This is a genomic window from Acidovorax sp. GW821-FHT10E03 (genome assembly GCF_059415205.1).
Window position 1 is genome coordinate 133635 of sequence record NZ_JBWKMU010000016.1, and the last position, 16963, is coordinate 150597.

Annotated in this window: 14 protein-coding genes; 5 read left to right on the forward strand and 9 right to left on the reverse strand. The window is 68.9% G+C overall.

Going from position 1 to position 16963, the window contains the following annotated elements; translation table 11 throughout:
* Positions 1-75: 75 nt before the first annotated feature.
* Positions 76-804: a haloacid dehalogenase type II gene (locus AC07OD_RS25300; RefSeq protein ID WP_218293590.1), complete on the forward strand. Its 729-nt coding sequence runs from the start codon at positions 76-78 to the stop codon at positions 802-804.
* A gap of 86 nt (positions 805-890) precedes the next feature.
* On the opposite strand, the gene AC07OD_RS25305 is transcribed toward AC07OD_RS25300, so the two are convergent.
* From AC07OD_RS25305 to AC07OD_RS25315, 3 genes are all read right to left on the reverse strand, one after another.
* Positions 891-1976 carry an adenylate/guanylate cyclase domain-containing protein gene (locus tag AC07OD_RS25305; protein WP_218293589.1) on the reverse strand — a complete coding sequence of 362 codons (1086 nt, stop codon included), beginning with the start codon at positions 1974-1976 and terminating at the stop codon, positions 891-893.
* Between the two features lie 291 nt (positions 1977-2267).
* On the reverse strand, positions 2268-3056 hold the full coding sequence (locus AC07OD_RS25310) for a metallophosphoesterase family protein (RefSeq protein ID WP_494598312.1): 789 nt from the start codon (positions 3054-3056) through the stop codon (positions 2268-2270).
* Between the two features lie 40 nt (positions 3057-3096).
* A complete protein-coding gene (locus AC07OD_RS25315) occupies positions 3097-4176 on the reverse strand; it encodes a diacylglycerol/lipid kinase family protein (protein WP_494598313.1) in 1080 nt (359 codons plus the stop codon).
* Positions 4177-4465: 289 nt separating this feature from the next.
* On the opposite strand from AC07OD_RS25315, the gene AC07OD_RS25320 reads away from it, so the two are divergent.
* On the forward strand, positions 4466-5320 hold the full coding sequence (locus AC07OD_RS25320; RefSeq protein ID WP_494598314.1) for a phosphatase PAP2 family protein: 855 nt from the start codon (positions 4466-4468) through the stop codon (positions 5318-5320).
* A 4-nt stretch (positions 5321-5324) separates the two neighbouring features.
* On the opposite strand, the gene urtE is transcribed toward AC07OD_RS25320, so the two are convergent.
* The 5 genes from urtE to urtA form a co-directional block, all read right to left on the reverse strand.
* Positions 5325-6017, reverse strand: a complete 693-nt coding sequence (gene urtE, locus AC07OD_RS25325) for an urea ABC transporter ATP-binding subunit UrtE (RefSeq protein ID WP_494598315.1) — start codon at positions 6015-6017, stop codon at positions 5325-5327.
* 168 nt (positions 6018-6185) lie between these two features.
* Positions 6186-7061: an urea ABC transporter ATP-binding protein UrtD gene (gene urtD / locus AC07OD_RS25330; RefSeq protein WP_218293584.1), complete on the reverse strand. Its 876-nt coding sequence runs from the start codon at positions 7059-7061 to the stop codon at positions 6186-6188.
* Positions 7058-8185: an urea ABC transporter permease subunit UrtC gene (gene urtC, locus AC07OD_RS25335; RefSeq protein WP_369641722.1), complete on the reverse strand. Its 1128-nt coding sequence runs from the start codon at positions 8183-8185 to the stop codon at positions 7058-7060. The genes urtD and urtC overlap by 4 nt, the downstream gene beginning before the upstream one ends.
* Before the next feature lie 7 nt (positions 8186-8192).
* Positions 8193-9773, reverse strand: a complete 1581-nt coding sequence (urtB, locus tag AC07OD_RS25340) for an urea ABC transporter permease subunit UrtB (RefSeq protein ID WP_494598316.1) — start codon at positions 9771-9773, stop codon at positions 8193-8195.
* 154 nt (positions 9774-9927) lie between these two features.
* Complete coding sequence (gene urtA, locus AC07OD_RS25345) at positions 9928-11199, reverse strand: urea ABC transporter substrate-binding protein (RefSeq protein ID WP_492244221.1); 1272 nt, start codon at positions 11197-11199, stop codon at positions 9928-9930.
* 391 nt (positions 11200-11590) lie between these two features.
* Between urtA and AC07OD_RS25350 the strand changes: the two genes are divergently transcribed.
* From AC07OD_RS25350 to AC07OD_RS25360, 3 genes are all read left to right on the forward strand, one after another.
* Positions 11591-13861 (forward strand): xanthine dehydrogenase family protein molybdopterin-binding subunit, encoded by a 2271-nt coding sequence (locus tag AC07OD_RS25350; RefSeq protein WP_494598317.1) that lies wholly within the window; start codon positions 11591-11593, stop codon positions 13859-13861.
* A gap of 20 nt (positions 13862-13881) precedes the next feature.
* Positions 13882-14343, forward strand: a complete 462-nt coding sequence (locus AC07OD_RS25355) for a (2Fe-2S)-binding protein (RefSeq protein WP_494598318.1) — start codon at positions 13882-13884, stop codon at positions 14341-14343.
* A 234-nt stretch (positions 14344-14577) separates the two neighbouring features.
* Positions 14578-15879 (forward strand): UDP-N-acetylglucosamine 1-carboxyvinyltransferase, encoded by a 1302-nt coding sequence (locus AC07OD_RS25360; protein ID WP_218341491.1) that lies wholly within the window; start codon positions 14578-14580, stop codon positions 15877-15879.
* Between the two features lie 17 nt (positions 15880-15896).
* On the opposite strand, the gene AC07OD_RS25365 is transcribed toward AC07OD_RS25360, so the two are convergent.
* Entirely contained in the window at positions 15897-16949 is a 1053-nt protein-coding gene (locus tag AC07OD_RS25365; protein WP_218293577.1) for a GGDEF domain-containing protein, read from the reverse strand.
* Between the last annotated feature and the right edge of the window lie 14 nt (positions 16950-16963).

The window sequence follows — 16963 nt, forward strand, 5'->3', positions numbered from 1 at the left end:
CACCGGCCCAACACGCAAGGCTGCTACGCTGGCGCCCCGACCCCGCCCTTCCTTCCTCCCCACCCAGGACCGCGAATGACGACGACCCAGAGCACGGCAGACCCCATCGCCAGCAGCGTGAAGGTGCTGGCCTTCGACATCTTCGGCACCGTGGTGGACTGGCACGGCAGCATCGTGCGCGAGATGCAGGCGCTGTACCCGGCCATCGACGGCGACGCGTTCGCCATCGCCTGGCGCAGCGGCTACCAGCCGGCCATGGCGCGGGTGATGCGCGGCGAGCAGGGCTGGACGCGCATCGACGCGCTGCACCGGGGCATCCTCGACGGCATCCTGCCGCGCTTCGGCCTCGCCCACCTGGCCGAGGCCGAGCGCCAGCACCTGAACCATGTGTGGCAGCGGCTGGACCCGTGGCCCGACAGCGTGGCGGGCCTCACGCGGCTCAAAACCCGCTTCATCCTCACGACGCTGTCCAACGGCAACATCAGCCTGCTCACGCACATGGCCAAGCGCGCGGGGCTGCCGTGGGATTGCGTGCTGAGCGCGGAAGTGTTCAAGGCCTACAAACCCAGCCCCGACACCTACCTGGGCGTGGCGCGCGTGTTCGACCTGCGGCCCGGACAGGTGGCGCTGGTGGCCACCCACCACGACGACCTGGCGGCCGCACGCGCCTGCGGCCTGCGCACCGCCTACATCGAGCGCCCGCACGAACTCGGCAAGGCACGGCCCAAGGACGGGTCGCCCCAGCCCGGCAACGATCTGCATGCCACCGACCTGAACGACCTGGCGCGGATGCTGGGCTGCTGAGAGCGGCGCGTGCCACCCCGCAGGCGCCGCCCCCGCGCCGGTTCCAGCGAGGCTGCCCGCGGAATCCTTGCCGGCCCAGGCCGCGGCTACCGCGCCGCCACCAGCAGCTGCACGAACATCTGCACCTTGGCGTTGCACTCGGGGCTGATCGAGGTGAACTCCAGCCCGGCCAGCCACTGCTCGCGCTCGGGCTTGAGCGTGACCACGCGCGCATACACGTCGGTGGCGTGGTAGTCCACGAGCGTGAGGTCGAACTCCACCTTCACCTCGCTGTGCAGCGCCACCGGCTCCGCCACCTCGATCAGCAGGCCGTGGTAGCCGATGTCGCGGATGGCGGCGTGCACGATGTGCGGCACGATGATCTTGTCCTGCATGCGCTGGCACAGGCAGGGCAGGCGCGTGTCCACGCGGTGGCTGCGGCGGAACTCCTGGCGCGGCACCTTGAGCTTGTGCGAGGGGATCGCCACCAGCTCGCGCAGGCTCACCGGCTGCACGCGGCCCTTCACGTACACCTGCATGGGCGCGGTGGCCGACACCAGGCCCCAGCAGCGCTGGTAGGTGGCCTCGCTGATCAGCACCTGCCCGCGCAGGCTGAAGGCCTCGATGCGCGAGGCAAGGTTCACCTCTTCGCCGATGACCGTGTATTCGGAATACAGCTCCGACCCGAAGCGCCCCGCCATCACGTTGCCGGTGTTCACGCCAATGCCCAGAAACACCTGCGGCAGGCGTTCGCGCAGGTGCTCCAGATTCAGGTCACGCATGGCGATCTGCATCTCCACCGCGCACAGCAGCGCGCGGTCCACGTCGTCGTCGCGCCCCATGGGCGCGCCGAACAGCACCATGATCGAGTCGCCCATGAACTTGTCGATGCTGCCCTGGTGCTTGAACACCACCTCGCTCAGCCGCGCCAGACAGCGGTTGAGCGCCGCGATGACCACCGCCGCCGGCTGCGATCCCGACAGCGCGGTGAAGCCGCGCAGGTCCGCCAGCAGGATGGTGACCTCGCGCGGTGCCACGGCCAGGCCTTCGGCGGCGGCGCCATCGGGGCATTCGCTGCCGCGCAGGATCGCCGCCATCTCGGCCTGCGCCCCTTCGCCCAGCGGCGCACCGGTCTCCCGCTCGATCAGCGCCTGCAGCCGGCGCACCGCATCGTGGTTGAATTCTTTGTGCATGAGTGACGAGAGGCTGCAAAAACGGCGGCACGGCCCGGCCCCGCATCCGCCGCACGGCCCGCCCGCCAGGCCACCAGAATAGGTGGCGCCCTCCGGCCGGTCAACCGGTGAAAACACCCCGTTGCCCGCCCACACCGCCGCCTGCACCCGCGTGCGGGGGCATGCGCGCCCACCGCTGCGCGCGGCGGCCACTTCAGATGTTTCGAGCCTCTGGCGCTTTCCCTTCAAGCGCCAGTAGCTATCAAAAATATAGCAACAGTTTTCCTGGCCACGGAGCCGGGACCGTCCGCCCTAGCCCACGGTCTGCCGCAGCACGCGCTGGAATTCACCCGACGCCGCGTCGTAGTCCCAGCGGGCGGCATAGCGCGCCCAGCCGCCCTCCGCCGCGCCGGATGCCTCGACCGTCAGCACCACCAGGCTGTTGGGGCTGCCGTGGCGCAGGCGGTACGACACGGCGGTGCCCGCGTGGCTGGCCCACAGCCCGGGCAGGGGGTTGAGCAGCGCAGGCTGGTGGGCGTGGCCCGACAGCAGCATCTGCGCACCGGCGGAGCGCCAGCACTGCAGGGCCTCGTCGGCCCGGTGGGGGCGGTGCGCGCGGTCGGCCGGATCGCGCGCCACCAGGGGGTGGTGGCTGGCCACGATGCGCCAGGCATCGGGGGGGGCGCGGGCCAGGAGGTCGGCCACATGGTGGATCTGGGAAGACGACAGGCTGCCGCGTTCATGCCGCCAGGCACGCGTGGTGTTGACGCCCACCACATAGAACGCGCCCGCCTGCCGCACGGGTTCGTGGTCCACCCCGAACTGGCTCGCGAAACGCTCGTACGACCGCCCCCAGCGCATCCACCAGGCAAACAGCGGCAGGTCATGGTTGCCCGCGAGCACCAGGGTGGAGCGGGCGTGCAGGCCCTGCACAAAACGCCCGGCCTGCTCGAACTGGCTGGCGGTGGCGCGCTGCGTGAGGTCGCCCGACACCACCGCCATCGACACCCCCAGCCGCTGCGCCAGCCGCTGGGCCGCGGCGCACACATCGGGATCGTGCGCCCCGAAATGCAGATCCGACAGGTGCATCAGGACGTCCATGGGCACTCTCCGAACGGGGCTGGGCGGCCAGGCTGCTGCGTCATGCCGGCAGCATCCCTTCCACCGGAGGGGCGGCCGGCGCCCCTTCGTGCTGCACGGGCATGGCAGCCGGCGGCGCGGGCGCGGAGGCATCGTCACGGATCAGCGTGGACGAGGCCACCAGCCACAGCGGCCGCGCGCTGATCCGGAAATGCAGGGGCGGCGCCATCCACGCGCGCTCGCCGTCGAAAGCCACCTTGACCTGCGGCGGGCGCCAGCTGGCCGGGGCCACCGTCAGCTCCGTGCACGCCACGCTGGTCACCGCGCCGTCCCTGTCGAGCTGGCCGGTGGCCGCGTTCCACACCGTGCGCGCCACGGCCCAGCGGCCCTGGGGCTGCAGCAGCACGACGGCCATCTTGCCGCCATCGGCCACCATCTGCGCCTGGGGCAGGCCCATGCGGTCGAGCTGCAGCGGGTTGTTGCCCACGAACAGCGTGGTGACCAGGTGCTCCTCCTGGCGGTCCCGCGCGCCCTCGTGGGTCTTCATCACCACACGCCAGCGGCGGCCGGCCGCGGGCCGGAACATGCTCCACACCGCCGACGCCACGGCCACCAGGCGCGAGCGGCCAAAACGCCGCGACGCCTTCTCGCGCTCGGCCAGCAGCTTGGGGTACAGGCCGACACTGGCGTTGACCACGAACAGCTGGCGGTTCACATAGCCCACCTGCACGGGGCGCATGTCGCCCGCATGCAGGGCCTGCAGCAGATCCTGCACGGCCACCTCGGGGTCCAGCGCCAGGCCGTGTTCGCGGCTGAAATAGTTGAAGGTGCCCATCGGCACCACCCCCATGGGCACCCCCAGGCGCAGGACCGCGGCGGCCACCGCGTTGATGGTGCCGTCGCCGCCCGCGGCCACCACCAGGCCACCGTCGGCGCGCGCGGCATGCGCCGCCTCGCCCGCCAGCGCCACGATGTCGCCGCGCTGGTCCGGCACGTGCCACACCAGGTTGTGCGCCTGCAGGGCCGAGACGCCCTCGAGCTTGGCGCGCAGCAGCTCCAGGTCGGCGCCGGGGCGCCGGGGCACCACCAGGTGGATGGGGCCGTGGGGCCGGGCAGGGACGGGACGCTCTGAAGGTGTCATGAAGAGAAAGGTCTGCAACAGGCTGCGGCACCGGACCCGGGCGCCAGGCCGGCACCGTGCTGGCTGCGCGCCGGGGATTGCGGTGCGGTCGTCCGATGATGGCGGGCGGGCAGCCCATGCGCAGCCGGTAGCCACGCCTTTGCCCTGTCAGCGCCCGCCGACAGGGCCGGGGCAGCGCCACGGCGCCACGACGATTCACCCATGCCCGGCAGGGCCGCTGGGAACTCCGGTACAAACGCGGGCTCCCTCCTAGCCTGGCGAAGAAGAAGCTGACGCCGCCCCGCAATCCATGACCCTCCCCGCATCCGACATTGGCGCCCTGCTGGCGCAGCACCCCATGGTCTGGTGGTGGGCGGGCACGCTCGCCTTCGCGCTGCTGGGGCTGGGCGGCCTGGCGGGCCTGCGCGGCCTGCGCCGCGCGGCCCCGCCGCTGCGCCGGCTCCTGCCGGCACGGGCGCGCTGGGTGATGATCGCGGCCATGGGCGCGTCGGCCTGCACCCTGGTGCTGGCGGGCGCCGCGATGGCGGAGCTGGCCGACAGCGGGCGCGCCGCCGATGGCCGCTGGGGCGTGCTGGACGACGCCCTTGCCGACGGCCTGCGCGCGCAGGCGGACACCGCCGTGCTGCGCTGGTTCGCCGCGCTCACCCACCTGGGGGACTCGGGGGTGCTGGCCGGGCTGACGCTGGTGGTGGCCCTGGCGCTGTGGCTGCGCCGGCACCGGCTGCTGGCCACGGGCTGGTTCGTCGCCATGGCGGGAAACGGCGCCCTGACCAAAGTCCTCAAGGAGGTGTTCGAGCGTGTCCGGCCCGAGCACGTGCACGGCGTGGCCCAGGCCCAGGGCTACAGCTTTCCCAGCGGCCACAGCAGCGCGTCGATGGTGGCGTACGCGATGCTGGCCTACCTGGCCACGCGGCTGCTGCCCCGCCCCTGGCACGCACCCGCGGCGCTCCTGGCCGGCGCGTTCATCTTCACCACCGGCTGGAGCCGCGTGGTGCTGCATGTGCACTACGCCAGCGATGTGCTCGCGGGCTGGCTGCTGGGCGGCACCTGGATGGTGTGCACGGTGCTGATCATGGAGAGTGTGTCGCGCTGGCGCGGCCCCGCCCCCGCCCCCGCCCCCGGCGCTGCGGCGCAACGGCCATGAGCCATCAGATCGCGACGAGGTTGCGGATGCCCTTGGCCTCCATCTCGCTGCCAGGGCCGCGCGCGATGACCTCACCACGCTCCATCACCAGGTAGTCGTCGGCCAGCTCCTGCGCGAAGTCGTAGTACTGCTCGCACAGCAGGATGGCCATCTCGCCCTTGTCGGCCAGCATGCGGATCACGCGGCCGATGTCCTTGATGATGCTGGGCTGGATGCCCTCGGTGGGCTCGTCCAGGATCAAGAGGCGCGGCCCCGGCGCCAGCGCCCGGGCGATGGCCAGCTGCTGCTGCTGCCCGCCCGAAAGGTCGCCGCCCCGGCGGCCGAGCATCTGCTTGAGCACGGGGAACAGCTCGTACAGGTGTGGCGGCACGGGGGTGGCGCCGCTCTTGTAGGCCAGGCCCATGCGCAGGTTTTCTTCCACCGTGAGGCGGCCGAAAATCTCGCGCCCCTGGGGGACAAAGCCGATGCCTGCGCGGGCACGGTCGTACGGCGTGGCCTTGTCGATGGGCTTGCCGTCGAACGTGATGCCCCCGTCCCTGATGGGAACCAGGCCCATGAGGCTTTTGAGCAGCGTGGTCTTGCCGACGCCGTTGCGGCCGAGCAGCACGGTGACCTTGCCGGCCTGCGCCGTGAGGCTCACATCACGCAGGATGTGGGAGCCGCCGTAGTACTGGTTGATGTTCTGGACGGTGAGCATGGTACTTGGAGTGTTTTGGACCTCTGGCGCTTGTTCATCAAGCGCCAGCAGCTATGAATTTGGAAGCATTCGGTGCGCCTGTGCCGAGTCCAGATTCCGAGAGTCGCCCCGGCCCCAGCCTTCGCAACAGCCCACCGCCCGCCAGGAAAAGAGAACAGGCAACCTCCATCACCGCCCCAGATAGACCTCGATCACCCGCTCATCCGCCTGCACCTGGTCCAGCGTGCCCTGCGCCAGCACCGCCCCGTCGCACAACACGGTCACGATCTCCGAAATGGTGCGGATGAACCCCATGTCATGCTCCACCACCATCAGCGAGTGCTTGCCCTTGAGCGTGAGGAACAGCTCTGCCGTGCGCGCCGTCTCCTCGTCCGTCATGCCCGCCACGGGCTCGTCGAGCAACAGCAGCTTGGGGTCCTGCATCAGCAGCATCCCGATCTCCAGCCACTGCTTTTGCCCATGGCTCAGGTTCCCTGCCATGCGCGCCACGCTGTCGGCCAGGTGGATGGTGTGCAGGATCTCCGCCAGCCGGTCCGACTGCGCGGAATCCAGCCGGAAGAACATGCTCGACGTCACGCCCTTGTGCGTCTTCAAGGCCAGCTCCAGGTTCTCGAACACGCTGAGCTGCTCGAACACCGTGGGCTTCTGGAATTTGCGGCCTATCCCCAGGCTCGCGATCTCCGGCTCGTTGTGGCGCAAGAGGTCGATGGTCGAGCCGAAGTACACCGTGCCGCTGTCGGGCCGCGTCTTGCCGGTGATGATGTCCATCATCGTCGTCTTGCCCGCACCGTTGGGCCCGATGATGCAGCGCAGCTCGCCGGGCGCGATATCGAGGCTCAGGTTGTTGATGGCCTTGAACCCGTCGAAGCTCACGTTCACGTCTTCGAGGTACAGGATGCGGCCGTGGGTGATGTCCACCTCGCCGGGCGTGGCGATGCGCGAGAAGCCTGCAGCCCGGCCACCGGATTCGGTCTGGCCCAGGGCGGCGGGCGCCAGCCTGGCCTCTAGGCGCCTTGCGCCTTCGTCCATCAGATCGGGGGTCATGGCGCGGCTCCTTCGGTCTTCTTGTTTTTCTTCAGCTTCTTCACCAGGCCCACCACGCCATCGGGCAGGAACAGCGTCACGGCGATGAACAGCGCACCGAGGAAATACAGCCAGAACTCCGGCGCCGTCACGGTGAGCCAGCTCTTGGCACCGTTGACGATGAAGGCGCCCACGATGGGTCCGATCAGCGTGGCACGGCCGCCCACCGCGGCCCACACCGCGATCTCGATGGAGTTGGCGGCGCTCATCTCGCCGGGGTTGATGATGCCGACCTGGGGCACGTACAGCGCGCCCGCCACGCCGCACATCATGGCGCTGATGGTCCAGATGGTGAGCTTGTAGGGCAGCGGCGAGTAGCCCGAGAACATGACGCGCGTCTCGGCATCGCGCACCGCCTGCAGCACGCGGCCGAACTTGCTGCGCACCAGCCAGCGCGCCAGCAGGAAGAACACCAAGAGCGTGACGCCCGTCATCACGAACAGCAGCATGCGCATGTTCTGCGTGGCGATGGGCTGGCCCAGGATGCGCTTGAAATCCGTGAAGCCGTTGTTGCCGCCAAAGCCCGTCTCGTTGCGAAAGAACAGCAGCATGGCCGCATACGTCATGGCCTGCGTGATGATCGAGAAATACACGCCCTTGATGCGCGAGCGGAAGGCGAAGTAGCCGAACACGAACGCGATCACGCCAGGTACCGCCACGATGAGGATCAAGGTGGCAACGAAGCTGTCCGACAGCATCCAGTGCCAGGGCAGCTCCTTCCAGTCGAGGAACACCATGAAGTCGGGCAGGTCGCTCTGGTAGTTGCCGTCGCGGCCGATCTGGCGCATGAGGTACATGCCCATCACGTAGCCGCCGAGCGCGAAGAACAGGCCATGGCCCAGGCTCAGGATGCCGGTGTAGCCCCAGATCAGGTCCATGGCCAGCGCGCAGATGGCGTAGCACATGATCTTGCCGAGCAGGGCCACGGCGTAGTCGGACAGGTGCAGCGCACTGCCGGCCGGCACCCACAGGTTGAGCACGGGTGCCACGGCGCACACCACGATGAGCGCCACGATGAAGGCCGACCAGCCGCCGCGCGTGAGCAGCGGCGCGGGTGCGGGGAGTTGGATAGCAGGGGTATTCATAACAGTCTCAATCCGCCGTACGGCCCTTCACCGCGAAGATGCCCTGCGGCCGCTTCTGGATGAAGATGATGATGAACACCAGCACGGCGATCTTGGCCAGCACGGCGCCCGTCCAGCCTTCGAGGAACTTGTTGAGCACCCCCAGGCCCAGCGCGGCGTACACGGTGCCGGCCAGCTGGCCCACGCCGCCCAGCACCACCACCATGAACGAATCGACGATATAGCCCTGGCCCAGGTCCGGGCCCACGTTGCCCACCTGGCTGAGCGCGCAGCCCGCCAGCCCGGCAATGCCCGAGCCCAGCGCGAAGGCATAGGTGTCCACGCGGGCGGTGTTCACGCCCATGCACGAGGCGATAGGGCGGTTCTGCGTGACACCGCGCACGAACAAACCCAGGCGCGTCTTGCTGATGAGAAAGGCCACGCCGCCCAGCACCGCCAGCGCAAACGCCACGATGATCACGCGGTTCCAGGGCAGTTGCAGGTTCTCCATGAGCTGCACGCCGCCGCTCATCCACGAAGGGTTTTCCACGCCCACGTTCTGCGCGCCGAACACGGTGCGCACCAGTTGCTGCAGCATGAGGCTGATGCCCCAGGTGGCCAGCAAGGTCTCCAGCGGGCGGCCGTACAGGAAGCGGATCACGCCGCGCTCGAGCACCGCGCCCATGAGCGCCGAGGCCAGGAAGGCGGCGGGCACGGCGGCCACCAGGTACCAGTCGAACGCGCCCGGAAAGTAGCGCTGGAACACGCCCTGCATGACGTAGGTGGCGTAGGCGCCGATCATCATCAGCTCGCCATGGGCCATGTTGATCACGCCCATGAGGCCGTAGGTGATGGCCAGGCCCAGCGCCACCAGCAGCAGGATGGAGCCCAGGCTGATGCCCGTGAACATCGCCGCCAGACGCTCGCCCCATTTCAGGCTGTCTTCCACCGTCTTGAGTGCCGCCTGCAGGGCGGCCTTGACCTTGGGATCTTGTTCGTTGCGCAGCTGCTCCAGCAGCACCGTGCGCGTGGCGGGGTTGCCACTGGCGGCCAGGTGCTGGGCGGCTTCCAGGCGATTGGCGGCGTCGCTGCTGCTTAGCAGGATGCGCGCGCGGATGCTGGCCAGGCGTGCCTTGAGAGCTGCGTCCTGCTCGGCGGCCAGGGCCTTCTCAACCAGCGGCAGGCGGGCCTCGTCGGTCTCTTCGCGCAGCGCTTCGATGGCGCTGCGGCGTTGTGCAATGTCGGTGGACATCAGCTGGAGCGAAGCCAATGCAGTGTCGAACTCGCCGCGCATGCGGTTGTTGTTGACGATGTCTTCGGCGTCGTCAGGCACCGGCACCTCGGCGCCGGTCACGGGGTCCAGCCCCTTGTCGCCCTTGATCACGATGGCCTTGTCGCCCGCGATCTTCACGGCGTCGTCACCCATCGCGCGGATAAACGCCAAAGTGGCCTCGTCGGGCGTGGCGATGGCTTTCTGCAGCGCGGCGATCCGGTCGTCGGTATCACCCGCCGCCATGGCCCGCGCCGCCTCGGCCGTGAGCGCGTGCGCCTGCACCGTTGTGCACAACAGCAGGCAGGCGATCAAGCGAGAAAAGAATGAAGAAAGCATGGAAGGGCCAGTGGCGTCGAACAAGATGGGCCTGTGCAGCGCGCAGGGCCCAGACCAGGGCTGCCGCGCAAGGGCCGCCCCGCCGCGCTGGCGGCGTCCCCCTCCCACGCGCAGCGTGAGAGAGGGGGAAGCGGCGTAGCCGCTCAGGGGGAGATCACAGCTTCGACTTGCCGTCCGGCTCGTCCTTCTTCTTGTCGTTGCCTTCGATGTACGGGCTCCATGGCTTGGCCTTCACGGGGCCCGGCGTCTTCCACACCACGTTGAACTGGCCGTCGGCCTTGATCTCGCCGATGAACACGCTCTTGTGCAGGTGATGGTTCTTCTCGTCCATCTTGCTGACGATGCCCGACGGTGCCTTGAAGGTCTGGCCGGCCATGGCGGCGATCACCTTGTCCACCTCCGTGCTCTTGGCCTTCTCGACAGCCTGCTTCCACATGTTGATGCCGATGTAGGTGGCTTCCATCGGGTCGTTGGTGAGCGGCTTGTCCTTGTGGCCGGCAATGCCCTTGGCCTTGGCGTAGTCGCTCCACTTCTTGATGAACTCGGTGTTGGCCGGGCTCTTGATGGACTGGAAGTAGTTCCAGGCGGCCAGGTGGCCCACCAGCGGCTTGGTGTCCACGCCGCGCAGTTCTTCCTCGCCCACGCTGAATGCGACGACCGGCACGTCCTTGGCCTTCAGGCCCGCGTTGCCCAGTTCCTTGTAGAAGGGCACGTTGGAGTCGCCGTTGATGGTGGACACCACGGCCGTCTTGCCGCCCTGGCTGAACTTCTTGATGTCGGCGACGATGGTCTGGTAGTCAGAGTGACCAAACGGCGTGTACTTCTCGTCGATGTCGCTGTCCTTCACGCCCTTGGACTTGAGGTAGGCGCGCAGGATCTTGTTGGTGGTGCGGGGGTAGACGTAGTCGGTGCCCAGCAGCACCCAGCGCTTGGCGCTGCCGCCGTCCTTGCTCATCAGGTAGTCCACCGCGGGGATGGCCTGCTGGTTGGGCGCGGCGCCGGTGTAGAACACGTTCTTGGACAGCTCTTCACCTTCGTACTGCACGGGGTAGAACAGCAGGCCGTTCATTTCTTCCACGACCGGCAACACCGACTTGCGCGACACCGAGGTCCAGCAGCCGAAGATCACCGAGACCTTGTCCTGGCCCAGCAGCTGCTTGGTCTTTTCGGCGAACAGGGGCCAGTTGGAGGCCGGGTCCACCACCACGGGCTCGAGCTTCTTGCCCAGCACGCCGCCCTTGGCGTTGATCTCGTCGATGGCCATCAGCACGGTGTCTTTCAACACGGTCTCGGAAATGGCCATGGTGCCCGACAGGCTGTGCAGGATGCCGACCTTGATGGTGTCCTGTGCGTGGGCTGGCAGCGCAGACAGGCCAGCGAGCGCAGCGACGGCCGCAAGGGCCTTGAGGGAATAACGACGTTGCATGTGTGCTTCTCCGGTGGTGGTTTCAATCAGTGAATCAATCAAACCGCTTCGCCCGGCGGGCTCCGTGGTGGAGCCGTGGCGGATCGGGCGATGGAATGGATTCTGGAGAGCGAGGCCGGCTTGGGAAATACGCCGGGTGGCGTACACGGTGGCCCGGCTGCAGGCCGCCGGGGCCTGCCCACCCAGCTTGTGTCGGGTAGGCGAAACGCTATGCATTTAATAGCTTTTAGCGCTTGATGGATAAGCGCTGGAGGTCAAAAACACTCAAAATCCAAGTCCCCGAAGGGCGGGGGAATCTCGGTCGCAGGTTTACGATATTTGAACCATCACCCCATGCGCCGGGCTCGCATGCCCCCATCCAGCCAACCTACGCCACGAAGGAAACAACCCCATGGTGAAACGACGCACAGTGCTCCTCGGTGGCGCCGCGACAGCGGGCGCGCTGGTCATTGGCTGGGGCGTGATGCCGCCGCGCCAGCGCCTGCACCCGGCCGACCCGGTGCCCAGCGCCAGCGGGCAGGCGGCGCTGAACGGCTGGCTCAAGGTGGGCGCCGACAACACCGTGACGGTGATGATGGCCAAATCCGAAATGGGCCAGGGTGCGCACACGGGCCTGGCCGCCATCCTGGCGGAAGAGCTGGATGCCGACTGGGCGCAGGTGCGGCTGGAGATGGCGCCTATCGACGACATCTACAACAACCTGGCCACCGTGGTGGACGGCCTGCCCTTCCACCCCGACAACGACGGCTCGATGAAGGCCGTGGCGGGCTGGCTCACGGCCAAGACCATGCGCGAGGTGGGCGTGATGATGACGGGCGGATCGAGCAGCATCAAGGACCTGTGGCTGCCCATGCGCGAGGCCGGCGCCCACGCGCGCGCCCTGCTGATCCGAGCCGCCGCCGCGCAATGGAACGTGCAGGCGGCGGAGTGCACGGCCAACGCGGGCGTGGTGGAACATGTGGCCGGCCAGCGCGCCACGTTTGGCGAACTGGCCGCCCTGGCCGCGCAGCAGCCCATGCGGGGCAAGGTCACGCTGAAGGAACCCGCGCAGTTCAAGCTCATCGGCAAGCCGCTCACGCGCATCGAGGCGCCTTCCAAGCTGGATGGCTCGGCCGTGTACGGCATCGACGCCCACCCGCCCGGCCTGCTGCATGCCAGCGTGGTGATGTGCCCCACGCGCGGCGGCAAGGTGGCGCGCTTTGATGCAGCCGCCGCCCGGAAGCTGCCGGGCGTGAAACACGTGCTGGCCGTGGCGCCCCTGCACGGCGGCACCGGCGCCGTGGCCGTGATCGCCGACACGCCCTGGCACGCCAGGAAGGCCGCCGCCGCTGTCACCGTGGAATGGGACCACGGCCCCGCCGCCACGCTGTCGAGCGACGCCGTGATGGCGCGCATGGCGCAGGCGCTGGACCAGGCCAAGGGCTTTGGCTACCACAGCATGGGCGACGTGGATGCGGCCCTGCAGGGCGCGGCCAGCACCATCACCGCGGACTACCGCGCGCCCTACCTGGCCCACGCGGCGCTGGAGCCCATCAACTGCACGGTGCAATTCAAGGACGGGGCCGCCACCGTGTGGACATCCACCCAGGTGCCGGGCCTGGCCCGCAGGGCAGCCGCCAAGGCGCTGGGCATCGACGAAGAGAAAGTGACCGTGCACCAGCTGTTGCTGGGGGGCGGCTTTGGGCGGCGGCTGGAGGTGGACTACGTGGGCCAGGCCGCCGCCATCGCCCAGGCCGCCGGGGGCGCGCCGGTGCAGACGCTGTGGTCGCGCGAGCAGGACACGCAGCACGACTTCTACCGCCCCGCCTGCATGGCCCGCTTCAAGGCAGGGTTTGATGCGCAGGGACACCTGGTGGCGTGGCACAACATCTCCGTGGGCCAGGCCATCGTGCCGCAGGTGCTGGTGCGCACCTTTGGCCTGGCGGGCGCGGGCCCCGACAAGACCACGTCCGAAGGTGCCTTCGACCAGCCCTACGAATGGCCCCATGCGCGCATCGCGCATGAGGTGGTCGACGTGCCCCTGCCCGTGGGCTTCTGGCGCTCGGTGGGGCATTCGCACCAGGCGTTCTTCAAGGAGAGTTTTGTGGACGAGGCCGCCGCAGCGGCCAGGCAGGACCCGGTGGCCTTCCGCGCCGCGCTGCTGCAAAAACACCCGCGCCACCTGAAGGTGCTGCACAAGGCGGCCGAGCTGGCGGACTGGGGCAAGCCGCTGGCGCCAGGCGCGGCGGGCGGGCAGCGCGCGCGGGGCGTGGCGCTGCACCAGTCGTTCGGCTCCATCGTGGCCCAGGTGGCCGAGGTGTCGGTGGGCGCCGACAAGGCCATCCGCGTGCACCGCGTGGTGTGCGTGATCGACTGCGGCGCCGCCATCAATCCCAACCTGATCGCGCAGCAGATGGAAAGCGCCGTGGTGTTCGGCCTCACGGCGGCGCTGCACGGCGAGGTCACGGTCAAGGACGGGCAGGTGCAGCAGGGCAACTTCCATGACTACCCGCTGCTGCGCATGGCCGACTGCCCGCGCGTGGAGACCCACATCATCGACAGCGCCGAGCCGCCCGAAGGCGTGGGCGAACCCGGCGTGCCGCCGATCGCGCCCGCTGTGGCGAATGCGCTGTTTGCCCTGACCGGGCAGCGCCTGCGCGCCCTGCCCCTGAAACTGGCCTGACCGGCTTGAAGGAACCCTCCATGCCCACCACCCTGCGCATCAACGGCAAAGCCATCTCCGTCAACGCCGAACCCGACACCCCGCTGCTGTGGGTGCTGCGCGGCGAGCTGCATCTGAACGGCACCAAGTTCGGCTGCGGCATGGCGCTGTGCGGCGCCTGCACCGTGCACCTGAACGGCGAGCCCGTGCGCGCCTGCATCACGCCCCTGTCGGCCGTGGGCGATGCCGACATCACCACCATCGAAGGCCTGCACGGCCCCGAGGCCACCGCCCTGCGCACCGCGTGGACGGTGCTGGATGTGGCGCAGTGCGGCTACTGCCAGAGCGGGCAGCTCATGTCGGCCTGCGCGCTCCTGAAGAAGACGCCACGGCCCAGCGATGCGGACATTGACGCGGCGATGTCGGGCAACGCGTGCCGCTGCGGCACCTACCAGAGGATTCGCGCGGCGATCCACCAGGCGGCGGCCACGGAAAAGGCGTGACGCCCGCCCCGTGCCCCGGGGGATGGCGGCAAGCTCCGGGGACCAGACGCCAGGCGGGCGCCAGGATGCCACCCCTCTGGAATGGCCCCCGCGCACGCCTGTCAAGCGCGGAATGCTATTAATTGCATAGCATCCAGCCCCTCCCCCACCACGGGAAACCAGACCCAGTTAGAGTATCGACCTCGCGCAGCCCCCCCGGCCTGCCCGGCCCCTTCTTCAGCCCCTGCCCCACCCATGTCCAACCTCGTCGTCCACGGCGGTACCCCGCTCCGGGGCCGCATCACGCCTTCCGCCAACAAGAACGCGGTGCTCCCCGTGCTGTGCGCCACGCTGCTCACCAACGAGCCGCTCAAGCTCCTGGGCGTGCCCGACATCACCGATGTGCGCAAGATCCTGGAGATCTTCCGCACCCTGGGCAGCGATGTCCGCATGGACCACGCCACCGGCACGCTCGACCTGCACCACCACGCCACGGTGTTCGATGCCGCGCAGCACCGGCTGCCCGAGGAGATGCGCTCGTCCATCATGCTGGTGCCCCCGCTGCTCGCGCGCTTTGGCGTGGCGCGGCTGGAGGACAACGTCAAGGGCTGCACGCTGGGCGTGCGCGAGATCGACCCGCACGTGGAGGTGTTCCGCCGCTTCGGGGGCGCCGTCGAACGGGCCGAGGGCTCGCTGCTGATCCGCAGCGCGGGCCGGCTGCAGGCCAACCACCACTGGCTGGACTACGCATCGGTGACCACCACCGAGAACTTCGTGCTGTGCGCCGCCACGGCCGAGGGCACCTCGGTGCTGACCAACGCGGCGTCGGAGCCGCACGTGCAGGAGTTCTGCCGCTTCATGGCCATGATCGGCGTGCGCATCGAGGGCATGGGCACCTCGCGCATCACCGTGCACGGCGGCACGGCCCTGCGCGGCGGGGAGTTCCGTTTCGACGAGGATTTCCACGAGATCACGACCTTCCTCGCCCTGGGCGCGATCACCGGCGGGGACGTGGTGGTGAAGAACAGCGCGCCCGGGAACTTTCCGCTCATCGACCGCACCTTCGCCAAGTTCGGCGTCACCGTCACGCACGAGGACGGCTGGTCGCGCGCGGCGTGCGACGGGCCGCTCAAGGTGCAGACGCCCTTCACGAGCAATGTGCTGACCAAGGTGGAGGCCGCGCCCTGGCCGTATTTTCCGGTGGACCTGCTGCCCATCTTCATTGCCCTGGGCGTGCGCGCCGAGGGCAACGCGCTGTTCTGGAACAAGGTGTACGACGGGGCCCTGGGCTGGGCGGGCGAGCTGTCGAAGTTCGGCGCGCACGTGTTCCAGTCCGACCCGCACCGCCTGGTCACCTTCGGGGGCAACCCCCTGAGCCCGGCCGTGGTCGAGAGCCCCTACATCATCCGCGTGGCGATCGCGCTGTTCATGGTGGCGGCGAGCACGCCCGGGCGCTCCGAGATCCGCAACGCCACGCCCATCCGCCGCGCCCACCCGCGCTTCGTGGAGAACCTGCGCAGCCTGGGCGTGCAGGTGGAGTGGACCAGCGAGGAGTGAGCGGCGGCCCGCGGGCCTCAGGCTGCGACCACGCCGCCCGGTGCCTCGCCCGGGTTGGGCAGCACATGCACCCGGGCGTGCGCGGGGTGCGCATCCGCGCAGTGCACGGTGTTGCGCCCCGACTCCTTGGCGCGGTACAGCGCCTTGTCGGCGCGGTTGACCAGCTCCTCGAAATCCAGCCCCGAGCCCTGGTGCAGCGTGGCCACGCCAATGCTCACGGTGACCGAGATGCTGGCGCCTTCGTCGTTCACGGGCACGCTCATCGCCGACACGTCGTGGCGCAGCGATTCGGCCATGCGCTGGGCACTGGCCCCATCGGTCTCGGGCAGCACGATGACGAATTCCTCGCCCCCGAAACGCGCCACGATGTCCACGCCACTGCGCTTGCGTGACGCACAGGCCTGGGCCACGGCGCAGATCACGCGGTCGCCCGCCAGGTGCCCCCACACGTCGTTGACGGGCTTGAACAGGTCGATGTCCACCACCAGCAGCGACAGCGGGTGGCCAAACCGTTGGGTCCGCTGGCATTCGTTGGCACCCAGTTCCATCAGCGTGCGGCGGTTGGACAGCCCCGTGAGCGCATCGTTGGCCGCCAGCAGCTCCAGCGCGGCATTGAGCTGCTGCAGCAGGCGGTTCTGCTCCACGAGCTGGCGGTTGATCTGGGCGATCTCGTCTTCCTTGCGCTTGCGGTCGTCGATGTTGAAGGTGACCCCGATGAGCCGCTTGCCCGGCGTGTCGCTGTGGCCGTCCATGATGCGGCCATAGTTCGCGTACCAGACCCAGTCGCCGCCCTTGGCGCGCAGGCGGAATTCGCAGCGGTACTGCGGCGTGACGCCGCAGAGGTGGTCGGCCACGGCTTGCCGGACACTGTCCACGTCCTCCGGATGGAACAGGCCGTAGATGTCCTGCACGCCCGAGACGATCTCCTCCTCGGTGAAGCCCAGTTCGAGGAAGGTCTTGGTCGCCTTGCGGGTGACGTTGCCGGTCACCAGGTCGTTCTCCCACAGGTCCAGCCCGGCGGCCTCCAGCGCCAGCTCCAGCCGCTCCCGGTTCAGATCTGCTTCACCCATGGCGGCTTGCCTTC